This window comes from Hyphomonas sp. KY3, assembly GCF_017309975.1.
Classification (GTDB): Bacteria; Pseudomonadota; Alphaproteobacteria; order Caulobacterales; family Hyphomonadaceae; genus Hyphomonas.
Window position 1 is genome coordinate 3,219,067 of record NZ_CP022271.1, and the last position, 21,133, is coordinate 3,240,199.

Sequence of the window (21,133 nt, forward strand, 5' to 3'; positions counted from 1 at the left end):
GAAAGCCGGGAAGGTTGTAACCTTCCCGGCTTTTTTTGCGTTGAATGCTGGATCAGTATCCAGCAAGGCGCGCGTAGCGATCCCTGTGCCAGCTGGCAGAACCATAGAGCGCTTCCTGTACGCGAGCCCGCTTCATGTAGAGGCCAGGGTCTGCATCATCCGTCATGCCAATACCCCCATGCATCTGCACGCACTCGTTTGATACGAGATGAATCAATTCGCCGGCGCGCGCCTTGGCCAGACTTGCCAGTTCCGCAATATTTGGCTTACCGTCATCAACGGCCGCCAGCGCAGCCGCAATGCAGGAACGCGTCAGCTCCAGCTCAGTAAACATCTTTGCGGCACGATGCTGCAATGATTGGAACGATCCAATCAGTTGGCCGAACTGTTTCCGGTTGTTGAGGTACTCCAATGTCATCTCAAACGCCGCATCTGCACTTCCCAGCATTTCCGCCGCCTGGCCGATCGCCGCCCGGTCCAGAACCGGCTCCAATACGTCTGCGCCTTTGTCCACTGCGCCGATGACAGCTGTTGCCGGAACCATCACATCTTCCAGCACGACATGAGCCGCGCCGTGAGAGTCGACGGAGTTCAGCGCTTGGATAGACACGCCCTTTGCATCCGCCGGAACCATGAACAGCGTAAGGCCGTGACGGTCACCTGCTTCGCCAAAGGTACGCGCCACAACAATCAGCATCTCGGCATGATGAGCGTCCGGCACAAACCGCTTCATGCCGTTCAACGTGTAGCCTTGCCCATTGCTCTCCGCCTCGGTGGCGACGCCCAGCGGATTGAAATGCGCAGTTTCGTCGAGCGCCAAGGCAAAACTGGTTGCGCCCCCGGCAATCTTGGGCAACCATTCCGCCTGCTGTTCTGCGCTACCGCCCAGCTGCAAGGCGCTGGCCGCGATCAGGGCTGTCTGGAGAACCGGTGTTGGCGCCAGTGTACGGCCTTGCGCTTCCAGAACCTGGCCAAGTCCGACCAGGCCGAAGTGTTCACCACCTGGCTCATCCGGAATGATCACACCAAAGAAGCCGAGTTCGGCGAGTTTCTGTCGTGTCTCTGCGTCTACGCCATTTGCTCCACTGTCGCGCAGTTGGCGCAGGCGAGTCACTGGCATTTCGTCACGCGCGAACGCCATAGCGGTGTCGCGCAGCATTTCCTGGTCTTCCGTCAAAAGGAACGTCATCTGAATATCTCCGAAGCCTTGCGTTTTTCCCTGGTGTTTATTGCATCACGGCGGACATTTTCCGCTTCGCGCCCCACGAGCAGACCGGCCAAACCGGCCGTACTCCAAAGGGCGCTGGCAGCGAGAACCAGCCGGATGTTTGTCAATTCGAGGCGCGCTGCCTCCATGCCTGCCCATACGTAGACAACGACAAGGGTCGACAACAGCGCAAGTGTCCACACAGCCACCTGCGTAAGCCAGCGCCCACGGAAAAACGGAGCCAGGACTCCGGCCATGAACGGTGTGCCAAGAAACAGAATGATGATCTGCGTGGACGACATGCTTATTTGTGGTCCTTGAGACCCAGTACGCGTTTCGAGATCACGTTGAGATTGATCTCGCTCGTGCCGCCCTCGATTGAGTTGCCTTTCGAGCGAAGCCATTGGCGCGTAACCTTTTTGGCAGACGGGTCAAAGCCCTCCCCTTCCCAGCCAAGCCCCTCAGTTCCAAGCGCCTCGACGAGTAGTTCGTGACGATCCTGATTCATCTTGGCAGCACCATATTTCAGGATGGAAGCTGTGTGGCCCACCTGCTGGCCAGCCTTGGCTTGTTCGGCCTGGCGCTGGACGGTTAGATTGAACGCCTTCGCATACATCTTGTGGTCCGTGATCCGTCCGCGTAGATCGCCATCGATGAGACGTCCCTCATTGTCGGTACCGATATGCATCTTCGCATATTCTTCAGGCCCAAGAATGCCGGAGCCTCCCGTGCCGCCAAATCCGCCAGCAGAGATTGAAGAGCGCTCAAACTGAAGCAGCCGCTTGGCGATCTGCCAGCCCCCATTCACGTCGCCGACCAATTGATCCTTCGGCACCTTGACGTCGGAAAAGAAGGTTTCGCAGAATGGGCTTTCACCCGAAATCAACTGGATCGGACGCGCCTCAACGCCCGGGCTCTCCATGTCGAACAGAATGAAGCTGATGCCTTCATGCTTCACGCTCGTGTCAGTGCGAACGAGACAGAAGATCCAATCGGCCTTGTCGGCGTAAGATGTCCATACCTTCTGTCCGTTGATCAGGTAGTGATCGCCCTTGTCTTCGCAACGCGTCTGAAGGTCGGCAAGGTCAGACCCTGCGCCGGGCTCTGAATATCCCTGACACCAGCGCGTCTTGCCTTTCACGATGTCCGGGATGAAACGAAGTTTCTGCTCCTCGTTGCCAAACTCAAGCAAGGCCGGGCCAAACATCCAAAGGCCAAAGGAGAACAGCGCCGGGCGCGCCTTGATGCGGCGTAGCTCTTCCTGAAGCACACGATTCTGCGCGCGGCTAAGTCCGCCACCCCCATATTTCGCTGGCCATTCAGGAGAGGTCCACCCCTTCTCCCCCATACGCTCCAACCAGAGCTTTGCTTCGGGATTCTTGAACTTTTCGCGCTTACCGCCCCAGACGATCTCGTCATCCTTCATGGGCGTGCGCATAGACGGCGGACAATTCTCCTCAAGCCATTCCCGCGTTTCTGCACGGAATTGCTCTAAATCGACAGATTCATCATACGCCATATCGGACTCCTGAAGGGGCAACAGAACTTTGCCCAACCATATGCCCATCAGATAGCACCGCCAAGCACTGACCTAGCGTTAGAATTGGTGCGCGCCTCCCGCGGCAGGCACGCCCTCTCGAGGCGTTTTGACCCAATAATGTGGTCTGCGCGCCAAGCTGTAGAGGGCTCTCGCCATCGCGAAGAACTGCAGCGGCCAATAAAATGGCAATGTGATAAGGTCTCGCATGCGTATTGCGAAGGAAGCCGACGGCACTGTGAGGGCGGTCACAGCACCAACCGCATAAGAAACGGTGAGCATCGCCCAGCTGATGCGGCTTAAGTTGGCATCCGGAGACACGATACAGACCACGCACCAGACCAGCCAAGGAAGGTGAAAGAGCGCAGACAGAATGGAGGCGCCAAGCGTCAGCTGCATAGAGACAAAGCGCAGTGCCCCCATTTCACGTGCTGCAGTGACGGGTTCGCGCATCAGCACCAACCAAGTCTGCACGAAGCCCTTCAACCATCGCGACCGCTGACCAAGCCAGACATTCAGATGCTGTGGCGGTAGCTCAACAGTTGATGGGGCGATGACATCAATCTTCTTGCCAAGACGTGCGAACCGCAGACCCAGGTCCGCATCTTCAGTCACATTCCAAGCGTCCCACCCGCCCGACGCAAGTAGCGCCCTGCGGCGGAAATGATTGCTTGTTCCGCCGAGCGGTATGGGCATGCCGAGCCGAGCCAGCGCTGGCATGAGCCGATGAAACTGAATTGCATACTCCAGTGCCCAGTGTCGGGACAGCCAACTACCGAAGCGCACATTCCCAGACAGGGGAGCCTGTACACAAGCCAGGTCCGGATCCCACGCAAACCGGCGTGCCGCCTCCATGAGCTGCCCCGGATTGGGCCGGTCCTCGGCATCATAGACGGTCACAAATGCCCCACGGGCCCGTCCGAGGCCATAATTCAACGCGCGGGGCTTGGTCTGTGGCTTGCCGGGGGGCAGGACCAGAACTTCGGTTCCTTCCGGCCATATTTGAGCATGGATCGCATCCTTCGTTGCGTCGTCTCCGGCTTCCAACAACAGTTTCACATCAAGCAAATGCCGCGGATATTCGAGCGACATCAGGCTGTCTGATAGCTGGGGCATGCAGGCGGCCTCGTCCTTGAGCGCTATCAGGATCGTATATACCGGCAGCAACAAGGAGAGGGAGGCTGGATCGGTCAGAAGGTAGGCGCGACTGTCCCCAAAGATCGCCAATGCGAGTCTATACGCAATGATGAGAACGAAGATGACCAGGCTGAGCGTCCCAAGCCCAGTCAGGATCAACCCGGGCGCAAACAATCCCAAAATACCAAGTGTGGCCGCGCTCCGACCGACGAAACGAGACTGTGCCTCGTCAAGTCCTGTCTTTGCAGACATGCCCTGGAATCGGGAAGGGAACGCCTCCGCTGCCCTTTCCGCCAGACGCACGTCCGGCGGAGGCTCAGCAAGGTCATCAAACAAATGCTGCGGAAATCTCTCCCGCGCGGACGCCCCATCACCACCCATGAAATGCATTGATGAGTAAAGAGGACGAAGCTCAAGAAACCACAAGTTGAATTCGTTTCGAGATCGTAACGAATACCCCAATTGATAGAAATATATAGACTCTCGCAAAGTTTGTTCTATATTTGTTCTATGACTGAGCTCAACATCATCTGGTTTCGACGGGACCTTCGGGTTCACGATCATGCCGCACTAGCCTCTGCCTGCGCAGCGGGCGGACAGATTGTGCCGCTTTTCATATTCGAGCCGAATTATTGGCAACGGGCCGACACGTCGGAACGCCAATTTGAGTTTGCAGTGGAATCTCTTGCTGATCTTGATCGCGCCCTGCGCCAACGCGGTAGTCAGCTTTGCCTCAGATCCGGCGTGGTGACGGAAGTTCTCTCACGCCTACATGCCCAGCATGGCATCGCTTCCCTTCATTTCCACTCTCTCGGCAATACGCCTGCAGAGGCGGAACAGGACCGGCAGGTTCGCACCTGGGCGCTCAAGGTTGGGATTCCTCTGAGAGAGCATACCGGGATACAACATTCAATTTCGCCGCATTCTGATTGGGATACGGCGTGGCGCAGACATATGAGAAAGCCTCGTATCGCGGCGCCCGCAGCTCTTCCTCCGCTGTCAATTCCATCGGAAGGCTGGCCGATCGCTTCTGATTTCGGTCTGGAATCAGACGGGTGTCCAGACCGACAAACGGGCGGGCGGACCAATGCGATCCTTCAATTGCGGTGGTTCCTGTCGGGCGGTGGTCGCAATGCTGGGAAGGCAAACTTGTCCATAACGGCATGTGAGGCGACCGCATCGCGACTGTCCGCTCATTTGACGATGGGCTCAGTGTCAGAACGCGAAGTCTGGCAAGCCGCCATGAAAGCCCAGGCGGCACTGGTCACCGATGGGGACGAGACCTTTGCCACGGCACTTCACCGCTTCACCGAAAAGCTCGCCAAGCGATCTCGACGTGTTCAGGCATCTGCCCGGGTCAGTCTGACCGACACGTCCCTGCTCCCGGTCGACATTCATAACCGAGAAGAAGCCAGTTTGGCTGATCCTCGTTTGTCTGCCTGGACAAATGGAAAAACGGGGTTTCCGCTATTGGATGCGAGTATGCGGTGTCTTCAGGCCACCGGGCATTTGGAATCGAGCCTCAGGAGCATGCTTCTTTCCTTTGCAACATGTCACCTCTGGCTGGGACCGGTTCGCCCGGCTCAAGTCCTAGCGCAACTCTGCACCGATTTTGCTCCCGCGATGTACTACGGAAGTGCCAGCCAAGTCATCGGCCTCTCCAAAGCAGCTCCGCCATATATCCCCAACCCCGTCAGGCAATCCCTGTCTCGTGACCCAGACGGCGCGTTCATCCGCAAATGGATTCCCGAGATCGCCGAACTACCCGACCAGTATCTCCATGCACCCTGGGAAGCTCCCAAGTCGGCCCTGTCCGCGCACGGCATCATTCTCGGACAATCCTACCCTATGCCGCTGGTGGACCATGTCGCAGCCGCCCGAGAAGCAAAACGCAGGCTTTCCCCTGACGGGGCGTCTCGCCCACTGCCCTTTCATTCTATTGCCCGAAAGCCGCTGGGCATCAGAAGGTCAACTATCGGCCGCAACATGACAGCAAAGCGCTCAGGCCATAGCCCAATCCAGCTCAGCTTTGATTTGCAGAGCCAAGCCTGATTGGGGGGCAGCACAATACAATCCTTTGCATTAATTCTGCTTCAGATTTTTTCTTCGGCTTGACTTGCAATTGGCCGACCCATATCGATATTCAACAAATAACAGAGCCTTGAAATTGCTCGTATTTATCTTTTTTCGATAAAAACTTATTGATTTTCGATAATTTCCAACCTAGATTGTTTGTGTCGGCGGCGGGATGGTCTCGCCAAGGACATTCAGAAAACAGCTAGAAGGAATTGAAAATCATGATCCCCCGCGCTCGTCATACCGACATCGCCGCTCCCGCCAAGAATGAAGTGATGGCCCTCTCCATCATGACCGGAGAGGCAACTCACCGGACCCGGCCGGCCAATGATGTCAAAGCGGAGGATCGTCAGAATCTTCTGGTTCGCCGCCGCCGCCGCATCGCCCGCCGCGAAGCGCACTAAGCCCGCCTGCCGGCGCCGCGACAATCGGTTCCCCTGCCGATCGTGGCGCCGGCCTCCCCCCGCCCCCCACACTCACAAGCCCAGAAGGATAATCTCACCATGATCCGCTCAATCACAGCCATCGCCATTGCCGCTTCCATCGCCACGGCGCCTGCTTTCGCCGCGTCCGACAATTTCCAGATGGAAATCGATCTGAACCGCACGCAACTTGAGACGCAAGAAGGCGCAATCCAAGAATACAAGCGCATTCGTCAGGATGTTCATGAGCGCTGCGCCGCCGAACATGACACATTTCGCTTCGCGAAGGACTATGTGGTCGAAAAGTGCGAACGCTCGATGATGAAAAAGGTCGTCGCCTTCGTGGATGACGCGACCTTCACCAAGGTTCACTACGCATCCAACTAATCTTCTTCGGCTCTGGCGGGCCTCCTGCCTCTCCAAACACACGCCCGCCCGGTCCGGATCCTTGCCCTGCTCTCACCAGCAGGGCATTTTCTTGTCAGGAATTCGCGTCGGCTTCCCGGAAGTCCTTTGCCCGCAGGACCTGCGCAAGTCGGAAATGGGCAGGCACAAACGCTTCATCCTCATCACTCTCGAACAAGGCACAGCAACTGGTTGGGAATTTTTCTATTAACCGGATCGATTCCTGATGGTCCTGGCTACCGGCTTCGCGAAGAATTTCCATCGAGAAGTCATGCAGGCCCGGATTGTGACCGATGATCATGAGCGTACCGGCACCATCATTATGCCGCACAGCTTCGGTCAAGCCGCGCACACCCGACAAATAGAGAGACTCCATCGGGCGTACTTTCTCGCCCTCCACAACCCTGGCAACTTCAGAACAGGTTTCGCGGGCGCGGCGGGCGCTGGATACCAAAATCCGCTCCGGGCACCATCCCATCGCGACCAGTTCCTCGGCCATGCGCTGCGCGTCCTCCTTGCCTCTTGCCGTCAGAGCGCGGCTGAAATCGTCTACCCCTTCGCCCCAAGGCTCCGTCTTGGCGTGTCGCATCAGGATCAGGCGCTTCATTCCAATTCCTTCTTCCCGGATCGGGCATTAGAAAAACTTATCGACAGCTTCAGGTGCCGCGCATTGGATTGCTTCTTCTTAGGCACCATTTTCTGGTCAGAAATCAAGAGACAGGAGTATGGTAATATGAGCCTTCTGATTGGCGACGTCGCCCCAGATTTTGAAGCCGAGACAACAGAAGGCCGCATTCGCTTCCACGAATGGGCTGGCGATGACTGGGTCGTGTTCTTCTCCCACCCGGCAGATTTCACACCGGTTTGCACCACCGAACTTGGCTATACAGCGAAACTGAAGGATGAATTCGCAAAGCGTGGCGCAAAAGCCCTCGTCATTTCAGTCGACAGCCTCGAAGACCACAAGAAGTGGATCGCTGATATCGAGGAAACCCAGAATACCAGTGTTCAATTTCCGATCATTGCCGATCCTGATCGCAGCGTGGCAACGCTGTACAACATGATCCACCCAAATGCGGACGCCAAAGTCACGGTTCGGGCAGTTTATGTCGTCGACCCCAACAAGAAAATTCGCGCTTCCATCATCTATCCCCCAAGCGCAGGTCGGAACTTTGATGAGATCCTCCGCCTGATTGACAGCCTTCAACTTACGGACGGCCACAAAGTGGCGACGCCAGTGAACTGGAACGACGGCGATGATGTGATCATCGTGCCTTCTCTGACTGACCCGAACGAAATCGCCAGGCTCTTTCCGAAAGGCTACAAGGCGGTGAAGCCGTACTTGCGCTACACTCCTCAGCCGGAAAAATAGATTTCCTCCTGACCTTCCGTGCCATCAGCGCACGGAAGGCACTGAAAGCGAATTCAATTTGGCAAAGCTGCTTTGATCGAGTCGATATCGTATGGTTTCTTGACCACTGGCGCGGATGAGTAACGCTTTGCCAAATCGATGGAATCTCCATATCCCGTCGCAAATGCAAAGGAAATGCCTTGTGCGTGCAATTGTTCGGCGACCGGTTCACTGGTCTCTGATCCGAGGTTGACATCCAACAAGGCGAATTGAAGGGTCTCGCTCTCGATGAAATCGAGGGCTTCCTTCACGTTTGACGCCACGAACACTTCCGTCGCACCTAGCGACCGAAGCATGTCCTCCGCATCCATCGCTATGATCAAATTGTCTTCCAGTACCAGCGCATGCCCAGACAGGCTGGCCTGCTTGCGTTCATCCATCTTGTTTCCGGTCTCCGGGTGCAAGGCATCGGAAAATCCATCGACATGTGCAGGGGGAATTTCGAAATCCGCTGAGACTCCGGTGACCTCAAACCTAATCTCGGCTCGACCACCCAGCTCATACGGAATCGATCGCTCAATGATGGTCGAACCGAAGCCCCGACGTACAGGAGGCGACTGGATGGGCGGGCCACCGGTCTCCAACCACGATATTGACAAGGCCCCGTCCGAGAGCCGCGCGAAGCCAATCTGCACGACGCCATTTGTTTTGCTAAGCGCCCCGTATTTGGCCGAGTTGGTTAGCAATTCATGCACGACCAGTGACACAGCCGTGAAGGCTTTTGGTCGCAAGTGGACGTCCGGCCCCTGAATCTTCACCTTCTCGGCGTTTGCCCCAAGATAGGCCTCTACCTCGATGCGTATCAGTTCTCGTGCTGAAGCAGGCTCCCATTGCTGCCTCGTGATCAAGTCATGGGCACGACTGAGTGCATGGATCCGACCACCCACAACATGCGTAAACTCAGAGATGGAGCGCGCCTCGGATCCGCTCTGTTCAACAAGCCCACCAATCAAGCTCAAGATATTCCGCACTCGGTGATTAAGCTCGGCAATCAGAAGTTCCTGATGCTCCTGCGCTTTAGCCCGTTCGCGCAATGTTGCGTCCGACATACGCAAAATGACTTCGAGCAATGTCAGCCGCAGCGCTTCAGCGGCGCGCACTTCGGCGGGCTGCCAGGGGGCAGATGTATTCCGCACAATCTGCTGCCATGCCTCAAAACTCTTGCGCGGGGTGAGACGGTCGCCATTCGGACCAGAAACGACGGGTTTATCCGGATTCCCGGCCCATGTGACAGATTTTGCAAGCTCCCTGCGGAACAGCACAATATAGTCTCTCGGCGCCCGCGACACGGGCAAGACGAGCATACCGGCAGCGCGATCCACAAACCCAGCAGCAGCGGGATAGGCTTTAACAACACTGTCCGTGTGATAAATCCGGCTGGCGGCCGTCGTATTCAGGAAACTCACCAAGCCAAGAAATTCCTCCTTGCTCGGCGTATGTCCGATCGATTCGAATTCTCCGTTAACCCACCCAACGGCTCCGTCGTAAGGAATGACCGAGGCGATACCGCTGATGATGGTATCAAAATTGTCAGATATCGACGCATCTTCGGCAAGCTGAGCCATGAGTTGGTCATGCAGGGACTGGGCGCGCTCCTGCTCATCCCTGCCCTCGTCAGATTCTTTCTGGTCCAATACAAATGAGAAAAGCTGCCCAAACAGTTCCGCGGCCGTACGAACTTCATAGCCAAGCACTCGCGGGCTCTCATGATGGCAGGCGAAAAGCCCCCAGAGCTTGCCCCGCTTCAGGATGGAAATGGAGAGCGACGCCTGAACGCCCATATTTGCCAGATATTCCAGATGAATGGGCGAGACGGACCGCAAACCACTCATAGACAAGTCGAGCGGCACACCCTCTGGATTGATGGCAGGAATGATCTCCGCGCCCGAATCCGATACATCCGCGATGATACGCAGAAGGTTACGCTTGTAGAGTGCTCGCGCTTGCCTTGGAATGTCAGACGCCGGATAATGTAAACCCTTGAAACTATCCATTCCCGGCTTGACGGATTCAGATACGACAACGCCGGAATCATCCTCTGCAAAGCGGTAAACCATGATCCGATCAAACCCAATCAGGTTGCGCAACTGGCGCGCCGCCTCATCGCACAATTGTTGCGAAGAATCGGCGCGAGATATACGCTCCACCATGGGACGAACATAGTTCACATAGTTGGTATCGCGCGCATCGTCCCGAGGCTCGAACTCCATAACGATCGAGCGCCCCGACAGATGCATGGAGAGGTCGAACAAGCGCTCATCCCCGGTCAATGCCACACCGAATACGCGCTCAACAGCATCTGGCGACGCCAGCATCGGCATGCGGGATCGAATCAACAGCAAGGCCTGTTCCGAGAAACAGTCTCTCAGGGGCTTGCCTATCAGCTCTTCCGCTGCGGCTCCGATGAACTCTTTGACGTTTACCGAAGCATGGTTCACGATCCAGTCTGACGACATGGAGATCAGGCCACCAAAGGACTGTACACGCCCGATGACGTGAATGGGTTCACGGTCGCAATTCGTCAGGTCAACATCGCTCGCGGGCCCGTCAGTTTCGGGGCTGTGGCGGATCATAGGCAAACTTTCTGGTCACGTCCTGGCAAGCCGCCTCAAAAATCGAGAAACAGCCCTTCGCAGATTCTACTATATCAATAAATTCCGATTGGCTAATTTGCGCGTTTGAAACTTGGACAAGAAAATCTGTCCAGCAAGAACGGTCTGTCATCCGGCTCAAAAAGCGACCTGCAAGCCGGACATTCGAATCATCGGCCTGCTGCCATCGTTTGTGCAGAACCGTACCACCGAGGCGGCTACCCGCGATAACATAAATTATTCCAACTGGATGCGCCGCCTCCATACTGGGCTCTGCCTGCCAGGTCGGTATTCCAGCGCCGAGTGAGGCAAGATCAGCCTCTATTTCTTCGAGGGACAAGTGTGGCAATGTGAACCCGCCATGCGGCCGCAAATGACGCTCAACCGTCGTATAGGCGAGATGATTGATTGCGAGAAAGGCGGCAAGCCCTTCCGGCCGAGTGAGGTCATGGCGGCTGATCAATTCGTCCACGCGCGCATGATGGTCAGCGGTTCTTAAGCGCAAATCCTGCCTGACCGTGTCCACAATTTTCATCAATGAAATCTCTCTGTGCGTCCGCGCAGCGCTCAGGCCGGAACAGAATCGCTCAAACGGCCGCCAATGCGGATAGCTTCAATTCTTGTGGCAAGTCCTGTGGCGTCATCGGTTTCAATATAGGTTCCGCACAAGGTCCCCTCCCCCAAAGCGGGCTGGTAACGCTCTCCAGGCAATTGTGTCTGGAATCGATACAGGGAAATCTGCTTCTGCATGCCGATGACGCTGTCATAGTCACCGCACATTCCGGCATCCGTCTGATAAGCCGTGCCGCCCTCAAGGATCATCGTGTCGGCTGTGGGGACATGGGTGTGACTTCCAACCACGAGACTTGCCCGCCCATCGCAGTGATGGCCCATAGCCATTTTCTCACTGGTCGCTTCACAATGCATGTCCACAATGATGGCGTCCGCCACAGCGCCAAGCGGCATGGAATCCAATGCCGCATCCACGGCCGCAAAGGGACACGGCAGCGTCTGGCGCATGAACACATTCCCCTGCACCTGGACGACCCCGACACGACGCCCATCCGGCAAGCTGAACAGATTGGCTCCCTTGCCAGGTGCGCCGGCAGCCGATGGGTAATTTATGGGGCGCAACAAACGGGGTTCGCGTTCGATATAGGTCAAAGCCTCGCGTTGATCCCAGGCATGATCACCGAGAGTCAGGCAATCTGCACCTGCGGCAAAGAATTCCTCCGCAATGACGCTTGTCAGGCCGAAGCCCCCCGCCGAATTCTCAGCGTTTACTACAGCAAAATCCAGACGCATGCGCGCCTTCAGGCCCGGCAAATGGTCCAGGACAGCCTGTCGGCCAGGCTTTCCGACCACATCTCCAAAAAAGGCAATTTTCATGGCGAAAAGTCTATGCCCCGGCCTGAGAACAAAGAAAAGCGCGCGCGCCCAGTCGGCACGCGCGCGCTTAGAGCGGATTCCAGTAGACTCTATTCGTTGCTAGCCGAGAAGCCGAGCGACGACTTGGTCAGCGTAGACGGGTCTTCCATCTCTGCAAATGTCGACATCTTGATCGGTGTTGCAGGGTTCAACGAAATGGTCAGCGTCTTCGGATCCGTGATGAAACTGGACAGGGCCGTGGAGGCCTCAGTTGCCAGTTCCATGTCGATCCCCGAACCTGACGCCATCATGGGTGCCATGGCCAGCAGACCAGCCGTTTGATTGCGCAGCTGCTGCGGGTCTTCACCGCTCTGCGCGGCGTAGGCATTGAAGGCACGGTCCACGATGCCATCATCATCCAAAGACAGGTCGATGGAGTGGAGCGTAAGCTTCTCCATGACTTCTCCCAGCATTGCCGATGGATCTGCAGAGTCCATATCCTGCTCAGCCTGAGCCGCTGCCATCGCGCTGGCACCTTCATACTTCGCGCCGAAATTCAAGCGGAAGCCATCTTTCAGCTCCCAGTAATTCTTGCCTTTTTCCAGCGTCACCACGTCTGCATCAGGATCGTAAGCCTGTTCACTGGCCATGGTCAGCTCAAGCTTTTCGTACCCGAGCGTCGCAAGCTGGGTGCCCAACTGCTGGCCAAGTTCACCATCACCAGCGTTCAAAACCATTTTGACAGGCTCAGTGATCACTTTTACGGCACGGCCCTGCTTGTCATGGCTGACATTGGAGACGAGCGAAGGCATGTCGAAATTGACGCCTGAAACATCGAAGTTCAGATCTTTCAGATTGATCGACTTGTAACCGGGATTGGCCGGATCTTTCGGGTTCATGCCGGCCATGAAGCCAGACTCAAAGCTGTCTTCCAGAGAGTCGCCCTCAGCTGGTGCAAACACCGACCAGTCAAACCCGCGAATATCCACATTGCTGAGATTGGCCTTGACGGTCATGTCGTCTTCAGGATCGAACATGTCGAACTTCAGGCCCTTCAGCATCATCTGAGCAGCCTTCTGATTCTTCATCCCAGAGACCGAAATCGTGTCCACGAGGAAGGTACCACTTTCGCCATCGTCTTCATCGATCTGCATGTTCATGTCGTTCATGGTCCACAGATCGAAAGAGAGCGCTTCCCCTGTAGGCATGTCAGCAGGTTCTGCGTCCGCAAACACGCTCGCGACCCATGCTGCCAGCGCAGGTGAGGGATTGACCAGTTCGATGGAGCCAATGGACGCGCTGCCATCTTCTGCTTCTTCGGGATCAGTCGGAACCAGCGAAATGTCGGACATGACCATGCGCGAGAAGCTCGCTTTGCCGTCAATCATGGCAAGACCGTCGAATTCCAACTTTTTCGCTTTTACATCAGCACCATCCAGGTGCGTGCCGTCCTCATCGTCGTCGGACCCGTCATCGTCGCCTGCCAGAAGCGTCACATCAGTGAATACGGCCTTGTCCCCGTTCAGCGTGCTGCTGCCGAAGGAAATGCGGCTGTCGTCGGCTTCATCCAAAGCAAAAGCCGCAAGCGCCTGTGGCGCGGTTGCTGGATCACCTTTGCGGGCCTTGACGTCCTTTGCGGCATCTGTGGCGTATTCAGAGCCAGCGCCATCAACCGGCTTGTCTTTGTCTCCGCAAGCCGTAAGCATGGCGATGGCGGCAACGCCTGTGAGCAGATATTTCATGTTTGGTCCCTTTAATGATTGATGCCAGCGTTTCATTTGCGCCCGTCACCTAGAGTGAGATTATTAACATGGCATACAACAATGGCCAGACCGTGACATTCAATGGCCCCGACGGGGACGAAATTCGTGTTCGCCTTGAAGTGAATTCGAAGGCACGCCGGTTGATTTTGAGATTGGATGAACGCCGCCGGGAAGCGGTCGCGATTGCGCCATCGCGGCGGCAGATCAAGGACGCCGCCGCCTTCGCAGCCGAGCGAATCGACTGGATTTCAACGCGCCTCCAACACCTTCCAGAAGTTGTTCGCTTTGAAGAAAACAATCTGATTTCGTATCGGGGTGCTCCCTGCCGCCTGACCGCAGAAGGCTCGGGCCGCGTAGCCCGCATGATAACCGGTCAGCCGAACACACTTTGCGCGCCAGGTGACCCGGAAACACTACATTTGCGAGTCACCCGCTACCTGAAGAAACAGGCGCGTGCAGATATCACCCGCTCAGTAAACCGTCATGCCGCCACGTTGGGCGTCTCGTACAATGGCATTTCGGTGAAGGATACCCGCTCGCGTTGGGGCTCGTGCACGGCCGATGGTAAATTGTCGTTCTCATGGCGCCTGATCATGGCGCCCTCTGAAGTGCTTGACTACGTGGCGGCCCATGAATGTGCACATTTGCTGGAAATGAACCACTCCCCGCGGTTCTGGGCGCATGTTGCAACCTGCTGCAGCGACTGGAAGCGGCAACGCTCATGGCTGCGTGAGCATGGCGCTGGCTTGCAGGCAGCCGGCGAATAGTGCGGCCTAGCTGGCAGCAACCTCTTCAGGTTCAGTTGCAACTTCGACATCGCGCGCCGGACCAAAGCTGATCAACGTGACCCCGTCGCCGCCCTTGGCCTCCCGATTCGGCCCGAGGAAAATCAGCGTGCCATCTGCGCGAATTTCAGCGATCAGGTCCGCTTTCGGTCGATCCTTGCGATAATCTTCAAGGTCGTATTCATCCGTCAACTTCGTCTTGCCAAAGGTCCAACCGCGATAATGGTCGCGGATCAGGCTGTCATAGCCCCTGCCCCGACGAATCAGTGTTCGCCCGCGTGTGCCCATGCCGATGGCCCGGGGATCTTCTTCTTCGGTATCCTGTGCCGACAATTGATAGACCCTGTGGCGGCCGAGTTCGGGGGCAAAATGTCCGGAAACGAGCGCGTTGTACGGCTCATTGGCAGACAAGCCAACAACCTGGTCAAAGGCGGCATGATCCAGCCGAACCTCCGCTTCCTCTGACAGGACTTCGCCGAAGAAGGTGTTGAGCCCGGCCTCGCGTGCAGGTCGCAAGCGCCTCCAGTTATTGTCTGCAAGGATCGGTTCAATGCCGACATCCTTCAGCACTTTGGCCAGATCGATACTCCAGGGGTTCACACCTACCAGCAAGACGCCGGGTCGCTCCTTGCGGGCGAGTCCCAATCGCCGGGCCATTGGCCCGATCGTAAAGCCGTGGAGGACCACGGTCACGAACACCATGGCAAAGGCGAGCGGGGTGATCTGTTCTGCACCAGAGAAATAGAACCGGGAATCTCCGCGCCGCCCGAGATCCTCCAGCAGGGTTGCAAAAAGGCTGGAAACGGCAACCGCCACGATCCCGCGCGGCGCAATCCAGCCAAGCAGGATTGCTTCATTGCGTTTCAACGTCCCGAATGTGGCGATCCACACCGAAAGCGGCCGCACGATGAACAGCATCGCCAACAGGAAGGCGAGCGTATTCCAGGTCAGTGCGCGGCGAATGACATCTGGCGTGAGGTTCGCCGTCAGGATGACAAACACGCCCGAAACGAGCAAGACGGCGATATCCTCCTTGAATTTTCGGAGTTCCGCGAGCCCGGCAAGGCGCGAATTGGCCAGCGTCATGCCATAGGCCGTGACGGCAACGAGGCCGATTTCCTTTTCGATCATTTCTGCCAGCGCATAACAGAGAATGATGGACGCGAAGATGATCGGCGCCTTGAGGTATTCCGGAGTCCACCCCTGACGGAAGGCGCGCACGATGGCCCAACCGAAGGCGAAGCCCAGCCCGACACCCAGTGCAGCGGCCACGATGATCATGGCGCCCTTACCCAGGATCGACTCCCCCGTGGCGGCCACGCGAATGATTTCGAAAGCAGCCACGGCAAACAGGGCGCCAACCGGATCGTTGACGATGCCTTCCCATTTCAGGAACTGACCGGTTCGCCCGCCGAGTTTGGACTGACGCAACAATGGCATGATCACGGTGGGCCCGGTAACCACCAGTACGCCCGCAAACACAACAGAACTGCCCCAATCGAGACCGGCGGCATAATGGGCTGCGAAAGTGCCCAGCGCCCAAGCCAGCGGGCCACCAAGGAATACCATGCGCCGAACAGCTGCACCGGCATCACGCAGGTTCTCGAATTTCAGGACGAGCCCGCCCTCGAACAGGATCACGGCAACGGCCAGCGACACGATGGGACGCAACAATTCGCTGCTGCCACTGTTGAACACCTTCTCAGGATTGAGCAGAGGCTCGCCGAAAACCACAGTCCACAGCGGACCGACCGCCAAACCTGCCAACGCCATCAGCACAATGGCGGGTGCCTGTATACGCCAAGCGACCCATTGCGCACCAATTCCCAGCGCCCCGATCAGGGCGCAGGCGAAGATCAGCTCGCTGGATCCGGCGGATGCCAGTGCAAAGTTGAATTGGTCCATAAAAGCCCCGTTTCGTGGTGCATTCTGCCCGTCGGGCGATCAGAAAACTAGGCTTGAGCCGCGTTTATGTCATCAGCAAAGTCAAATCCGATCTCGCGGGTACCATAATCGCCTTCTTTGTAGCGTTCGATATGGTCGGAGAACCAGAGCAGGATGTGCTGGTAAAGATGTTCATAGAATGGTTCAGGGTCAGCATCTTTCAGCGGCAGGCTGAATTCGTATACCGAACCGTCCTCAATCTGAATTTTGAATTTGTCGCCGATCTTGCGGCACTGCATCACCAGCCTCAGCCAGTCCGTATCGCGCGTGACGCGCACAGCAAGGCCGAACGATATTGGCCCCAGGAGCCGGAAGCCTCGCGGCGGGATCGAAAAGGCTGCATCCCCATGTGCCTTTGGTTTGTAGGCCCCGGCCGGCGGGACGAGGTGGACACAAACGCCATCGGTTGAGCCAAGGAATTCGCAAAACCCGCTGCGGATTTCTTCCGCAAGTGTGCGGATTCGGTCGTAATTTTCAGCAGCGAGGGCCTGATAGGCCTCCACCGTCTCGATCAGATTATCAAAACGTGACACAGCCTGACGGCCCCCTTCATTACCAAAGCCAACATAAATTAGGGTGCCGCAGGGCGACCTTCAAATTTTAAAGTCGCCACCATCGGACAATGATCTGATGCTTTGGGCGTAATCCAGCCAACGCCGGGAAAGCGAGCCCCATCATATCTCGCGGCTCTATATGGCGATCCTGCCCGCACAATCTCAACCCTGGCAGCAGGATTCAGGGCGGCGAGCGTGGGTGACAGGAAGATGTGATCCAGCGCGCCATAGGTGTCGTCGCCGCTATAATGGTGAGTCCAGCGGTCATAGGGGTCTGCAATGGCGCGGCTGGCCAGATCGATGGCGAACCCGTCGCCTACCAGCGCCCCCAGACCATGCGGCCGTGCCGGGCGGCCATCTACTTCCCAATAATCATTGAAATCACCCAGAATAACCCATTCCGCTTTTGCCGGGTCATCAAATCGCTGGCTTACAATCCGGCGCACACCCTGAGCTTCAGCTTCACGCATGGCAACCGTCCTCTTGCGTCCACCATGCATGGATTTGAAGTGGCAGACAAAAAGTGTCAAAAGGCGCCCGTCTTTTTCCACATCCACTTCCAGACAATCCCGGCGAAAGACGTAGTCATTGATGGAAGCCCCTTTGGGGGGGTGAATGCCCAACCGTCCGAAGGTCGCCCGCGCATGGCTGCGCTGGAATGCAACCGTAAGCGACGACAACAGACCCACATCAATCCCGCGGCTGTCATTCCCCTCGTGCAGCACACGTTCGCCAAACGGCTTTCCGGCCCAGCGCCCGACATAGCGATTGTCAAAAGCGGTCAAGGTGACGAGGTTTTCGACCTCCTGCAGTGCGCACACTTCGGCCTTGGTCGCGACCAGAGCCTGAGCGGTCAGGGTGCGGTCATCCTCGGACAGGACATCGAAAACCGCATCCACCTGTTCGGCGACCAGGGCGTCGTCGACATCGGTCAGCTTGCGACGCGCATTGGCGAGACCTGAGCGCGCGAAATCGCAGCGCATCATCAGGTTTTCGCAATTGAACGTGGCCAAACGAATATCAGGCATTCATCGGTGATGCGGCCTCATGCCTGCGGGGTCAACGCAGAATGGCGGCTGTCTCAGGCGACGGCGCGTTCAGCAAAACGGGCGCTCGTCTGTGCCCGTTCAACCGATTCCGCGTCGGGGCGCTGATCTACGGGAATGGCCGTGCGGCCAAGTTCTACGGCAATGCCTGGCTGAACCCCGCCGCCAAATGCAGACAACACCGTGCGGATCACATCAAGAGGCTGGGCCTCATCTTCGACAATCTGTCCGAAGCGAGCGGCGACAGGCCCAACTACGCCATAAGCCAAAAATACACCGAGAAAGGTGCCCAGCAGAGCTGACCCGATCATCATTCCAAGCACTGCAGGCGACTGATCAATCGACCCCATGGTCTTGATGATGCCCAGCACAGCCGCCACGATACCGAGCGCTGGCAAGGCATCGGCTACAGTATTGAGTGCATTCACTGCTTTCATGCGCTGATCGACATGCAGGGCCACAGACTGCTCCATATGCGCCTCAGCCCGTGCCGGGTCTGACAGGTCGAGCGCCATCAGGCGAAAGGAATCGCAGATCATGTCACGCGCAGCAGGATCGGAAAGCACCGCAGGGGACAAAGCAAACAAGGGCGACGCATCCGGGTCTTCGATATCCGATTCAATCGCGACAAACCCGCCTTGGCGTACCTTGCGCATCAAGTTGGACAGCAGAACCAGCAATTCGCGGTGTTGGGCACGCTGCCAACGGCTGCCCTGAAACGAGCGAACGAACCCACCCAAAGCCTCCTTGGCAACTTTCGGCGAATTACCGATCAGAATGGTGCCGACCGCGGCGCCACCAATCAGGGCCAGTTCGAACGGCAGCGCCTGCATGGCACCGTGTCCGCCCGTGAGGACGAGGCCGCCCATCACGAGGACGACCACAAGAACAAGACCAATCAATTGGGGCAAGACGCGCGGGCTCCGGCATTAACTCAGCCTGCACCATGACACATTCGTCTTAAGCCAAGCTTACAGCGCACACCCTGCCCTGCCTGCAGCGCTTAACTGGCTCGCAATCCTGCGCCGCCCATCACGGGGTCATGCTCTGCCACAAGGTGGCCTGGAGCAATCTCGACCAGTTTCGGTTGGTACTGTTCCGCGTCCCCATCATCAATGAGTTTGGACTTCATGAAGCGGAGCGATGCACGGCTGTCTAGCGGACTCGGAAGATCGCCCGTCAGGCGCAAGCGTTCCCGCGTGCGCTCCCCGGTCGGATCGGCGTTTGGCACAGCCGCAATCAGCGCTTTCGTATAGGGGTGGCGCGCTTCGGTGTAGATGGCATTGCGACCGGCAAGTTCCACTACGCGGCCAAGATACAACACCATTACCCGGTGGCTGATCTGCCGCACGACGGCGAGATCGTGGCTGATGAAGATCATGGCGAGGCCGAACTCTTTCTGCAGCTCGATCAGCAAATCCACGACTTGCGCCTGGACAGACACATCAAGCGCGGAAACCGCTTCATCACAGATCACCAGTTTCGGCTGAAGGATCATGGCACGGGCAATGCCAACCCGCTGGTTCTGGCCCCCAGACAATTCATGCGGGTACCGGTTGATCAGATTTGGGTCGAGCCCGACCCGCGGCAGGATTTCGCGTACTTTCGCTTCCCGATCCGCGCGCGACAGGCGCGGTTGGTGAACTTGCAACGGTTCGGCAATGGAAGCGCCGATGGTCATGCGGGGGTCAAGGCTGGCGAGCGGGTCCTGGAACACGATCTGGAGATCGTCGCGCAGGCCGTTCATTTCCTTGCGGCTCGCCTTGGATATGTCGCGCCCCAGCCAGGCAACCGTGCCATCGGTTGGAGGGATGAGGTTCAACACGCCGCGCGCGAGCGTGGACTTGCCACACCCGGATTCTCCGACAACTCCCAACGTCTCGCCCGGTTTCAAATCGAACGAAACACCATCCACCGCTTTCAACGGCTTCGTCTTGCCAAACAGACCGCCCTTCACCGCAATCGGGAAATGGATTTTCATGTCCTCTACCTTGAGAACCGGCTCAGTTTCAGGCGCCGGCGGCGCCGACAGGACGGGTCGGCCCGGACGATCAGGTTCGTCGATGCGCGGCACAGCATTGAGCAGCATCTTCGTATAGTCTGCCTGAGGCTTGTAGAAAATGTCGTCGACGCTCCCCTGCTCGACGATCTCGCCATGACGCATGACGATGACGCGGTCGCACATGCGGGCGACCACACCCATATTGTGAGTGATCAGCGCGATGCCGGTACCCGTCTCGCGTTTCAGCTCGTCCATCAGTTCCAGCACCTGCGCCTGCACGGTCACATCCAGCGCTGTGGTAGGCTCATCCGCGAGCAACAGTTCAGGATTGCAAAGCATGGCGATGGCAATCATGACGCGCTGGCGCATGCCACCTGAAAGCTCATGCGGAAACTGGTTCATGCGCCGGGCTGCTTCCGGAATGCGCACATTCTCCAGCCAGTCGACGCATATGCGATCCGCTTCTTCGCCCTTGAGGCCCTTATGGAGCGCCAACACTTCGCGCATCTGCGCGCCGACTGTCATGTGCGGCGTCAAACTGGTCAGCGGGTCCTGAAAAATCATCGACATCCGCGCGCCACGGATATTGCGAAGTGTTGCGTCCGAAGCCTCCAGCATATTGGTGCCATCGAAATCAATCCGGCCGGTTGCAGTGCCATTGCCTGCCAACAGACCCAGAGCCGAGAGCGCAGACTGGCTCTTCCCGGAGCCGCTTTCGCCGACAATGCCGAGGCATTCGCCCTTGGCGACGTCGAAACTTATACCTTTGACAGCCTCAACCACACCGTCAGGTGTGTCGAAGGAAACACGAAGATCTTTGACAGAAAGAATAGCCATGCTGGCATTCTGTATACGCGCGGGCGGGGCGTGCAACGACCGCTCTGC

The 21,133-nt window shown here is 57.3% G+C and carries 19 protein-coding genes; 5 read left to right on the top strand and 14 right to left on the bottom strand.

The window, feature by feature from the left end; all coding sequences use genetic code 11:
• Positions 1 to 52: 52 nt before the first annotated feature.
• The 4 genes from CFA77_RS15420 to CFA77_RS15435 form a co-directional block, all read right to left on the bottom strand.
• Positions 53 to 1,189: an acyl-CoA dehydrogenase family protein gene (locus CFA77_RS15420; RefSeq protein WP_206991442.1), complete on the bottom strand. Its 1,137-nt coding sequence runs from the start codon at positions 1,187 to 1,189 to the stop codon at positions 53 to 55.
• Entirely contained in the window at positions 1,186 to 1,509 is a 324-nt protein-coding gene (locus tag CFA77_RS15425) for a hypothetical protein (RefSeq protein WP_206991443.1), read from the bottom strand. Before CFA77_RS15425 ends, CFA77_RS15420 begins: the two co-directional genes overlap by 4 nt.
• Positions 1,510 to 1,511: 2 nt before the next feature.
• Positions 1,512 to 2,726, bottom strand: coding sequence for an acyl-CoA dehydrogenase family protein (locus CFA77_RS15430; protein ID WP_206991444.1), 1,215 nt, complete (start codon positions 2,724 to 2,726; stop codon positions 1,512 to 1,514).
• A gap of 78 nt (positions 2,727 to 2,804) precedes the next feature.
• Positions 2,805 to 4,133, bottom strand: coding sequence for a glycosyltransferase family 2 protein (locus CFA77_RS15435; protein ID WP_206991445.1), 1,329 nt, complete (start codon positions 4,131 to 4,133; stop codon positions 2,805 to 2,807).
• A gap of 258 nt (positions 4,134 to 4,391) precedes the next feature.
• Between CFA77_RS15435 and CFA77_RS15440 the strand changes: the two genes are divergently transcribed.
• The 3 genes from CFA77_RS15440 (at position 4,392) to CFA77_RS15450 (ending at position 6,766) form a co-directional block, all read left to right on the top strand.
• A complete protein-coding gene (locus CFA77_RS15440; protein ID WP_206991446.1) occupies positions 4,392 to 5,933 on the top strand; it encodes an FAD-binding domain-containing protein in 1,542 nt (513 codons plus the stop codon).
• 245 nt (positions 5,934 to 6,178) lie between these two features.
• Positions 6,179 to 6,361, top strand: coding sequence for a hypothetical protein (locus CFA77_RS15445; protein ID WP_206991447.1), 183 nt, complete (start codon positions 6,179 to 6,181; stop codon positions 6,359 to 6,361).
• Positions 6,362 to 6,460: 99 nt separating this feature from the next.
• Positions 6,461 to 6,766, top strand: a complete 306-nt coding sequence (locus tag CFA77_RS15450; RefSeq protein ID WP_206991448.1) for a UrcA family protein — start codon at positions 6,461 to 6,463, stop codon at positions 6,764 to 6,766.
• A gap of 94 nt (positions 6,767 to 6,860) precedes the next feature.
• Here CFA77_RS15450 and CFA77_RS15455 read toward each other — a convergent pair whose 3' ends face one another.
• The gene (locus CFA77_RS15455) at positions 6,861 to 7,391 is read right to left on the bottom strand and encodes a histidine phosphatase family protein (RefSeq protein WP_206991449.1); all 531 of its coding nucleotides are present in this window, start codon (positions 7,389 to 7,391) and stop codon (positions 6,861 to 6,863) included.
• Positions 7,392 to 7,517: 126 nt separating this feature from the next.
• On the opposite strand from CFA77_RS15455, the gene CFA77_RS15460 reads away from it, so the two are divergent.
• Positions 7,518 to 8,156: a peroxiredoxin gene (locus CFA77_RS15460; protein WP_206991450.1), complete on the top strand. Its 639-nt coding sequence runs from the start codon at positions 7,518 to 7,520 to the stop codon at positions 8,154 to 8,156.
• A 53-nt stretch (positions 8,157 to 8,209) separates the two neighbouring features.
• Here the strand turns inward: CFA77_RS15460 and CFA77_RS15465 are convergent, their stop codons facing one another.
• The 4 genes from CFA77_RS15465 to CFA77_RS15480 form a co-directional block, all read right to left on the bottom strand.
• The gene (locus CFA77_RS15465; protein WP_206991451.1) at positions 8,210 to 10,768 is read right to left on the bottom strand and encodes an HWE histidine kinase domain-containing protein; all 2,559 of its coding nucleotides are present in this window, start codon (positions 10,766 to 10,768) and stop codon (positions 8,210 to 8,212) included.
• Positions 10,743 to 11,321 (bottom strand): biliverdin-producing heme oxygenase, encoded by a 579-nt coding sequence (locus CFA77_RS15470; protein WP_206991452.1) that lies wholly within the window; start codon positions 11,319 to 11,321, stop codon positions 10,743 to 10,745. Before CFA77_RS15470 ends, CFA77_RS15465 begins: the two co-directional genes overlap by 26 nt.
• A 32-nt stretch (positions 11,322 to 11,353) precedes the next feature.
• On the bottom strand, positions 11,354 to 12,175 hold the full coding sequence (locus CFA77_RS15475) for a TIGR00282 family metallophosphoesterase (RefSeq protein WP_206991453.1): 822 nt from the start codon (positions 12,173 to 12,175) through the stop codon (positions 11,354 to 11,356).
• Positions 12,176 to 12,264: 89 nt separating this feature from the next.
• Positions 12,265 to 13,896 carry a hypothetical protein gene (locus CFA77_RS15480; RefSeq protein WP_206991454.1) on the bottom strand — a complete coding sequence of 544 codons (1,632 nt, stop codon included), beginning with the start codon at positions 13,894 to 13,896 and terminating at the stop codon, positions 12,265 to 12,267.
• A 68-nt stretch (positions 13,897 to 13,964) separates the two neighbouring features.
• Here CFA77_RS15480 and CFA77_RS15485 point away from each other — a divergent pair, with 68 nt between their 5' ends.
• On the top strand, positions 13,965 to 14,684 hold the full coding sequence (locus CFA77_RS15485) for a M48 family metallopeptidase (protein WP_206991455.1): 720 nt from the start codon (positions 13,965 to 13,967) through the stop codon (positions 14,682 to 14,684).
• A 6-nt stretch (positions 14,685 to 14,690) separates the two neighbouring features.
• Here the strand turns inward: CFA77_RS15485 and CFA77_RS15490 are convergent, their stop codons facing one another.
• The 5 genes from CFA77_RS15490 to CFA77_RS15510 all read right to left on the bottom strand — a co-directional run bounded on the left by CFA77_RS15490 (position 14,691) and on the right by CFA77_RS15510 (position 21,085).
• Entirely contained in the window at positions 14,691 to 16,607 is a 1,917-nt protein-coding gene (locus tag CFA77_RS15490; RefSeq protein ID WP_206991456.1) for a sodium:proton antiporter, read from the bottom strand.
• Between the two features lie 47 nt (positions 16,608 to 16,654).
• Entirely contained in the window at positions 16,655 to 17,179 is a 525-nt protein-coding gene (locus CFA77_RS15495) for a hypothetical protein (RefSeq protein ID WP_206991457.1), read from the bottom strand.
• A gap of 38 nt (positions 17,180 to 17,217) precedes the next feature.
• Positions 17,218 to 18,228 carry an endonuclease/exonuclease/phosphatase family protein gene (locus CFA77_RS15500; RefSeq protein WP_242517411.1) on the bottom strand — a complete coding sequence of 337 codons (1,011 nt, stop codon included), beginning with the start codon at positions 18,226 to 18,228 and terminating at the stop codon, positions 17,218 to 17,220.
• Between the two features lie 53 nt (positions 18,229 to 18,281).
• Positions 18,282 to 19,157, bottom strand: a complete 876-nt coding sequence (motA, locus tag CFA77_RS15505) for a flagellar motor stator protein MotA (protein WP_206991458.1) — start codon at positions 19,155 to 19,157, stop codon at positions 18,282 to 18,284.
• A 92-nt stretch (positions 19,158 to 19,249) separates the two neighbouring features.
• The gene (locus tag CFA77_RS15510; RefSeq protein WP_034814933.1) at positions 19,250 to 21,085 is read right to left on the bottom strand and encodes a dipeptide ABC transporter ATP-binding protein; all 1,836 of its coding nucleotides are present in this window, start codon (positions 21,083 to 21,085) and stop codon (positions 19,250 to 19,252) included.
• Positions 21,086 to 21,133: the final 48 nt, after the last annotated feature.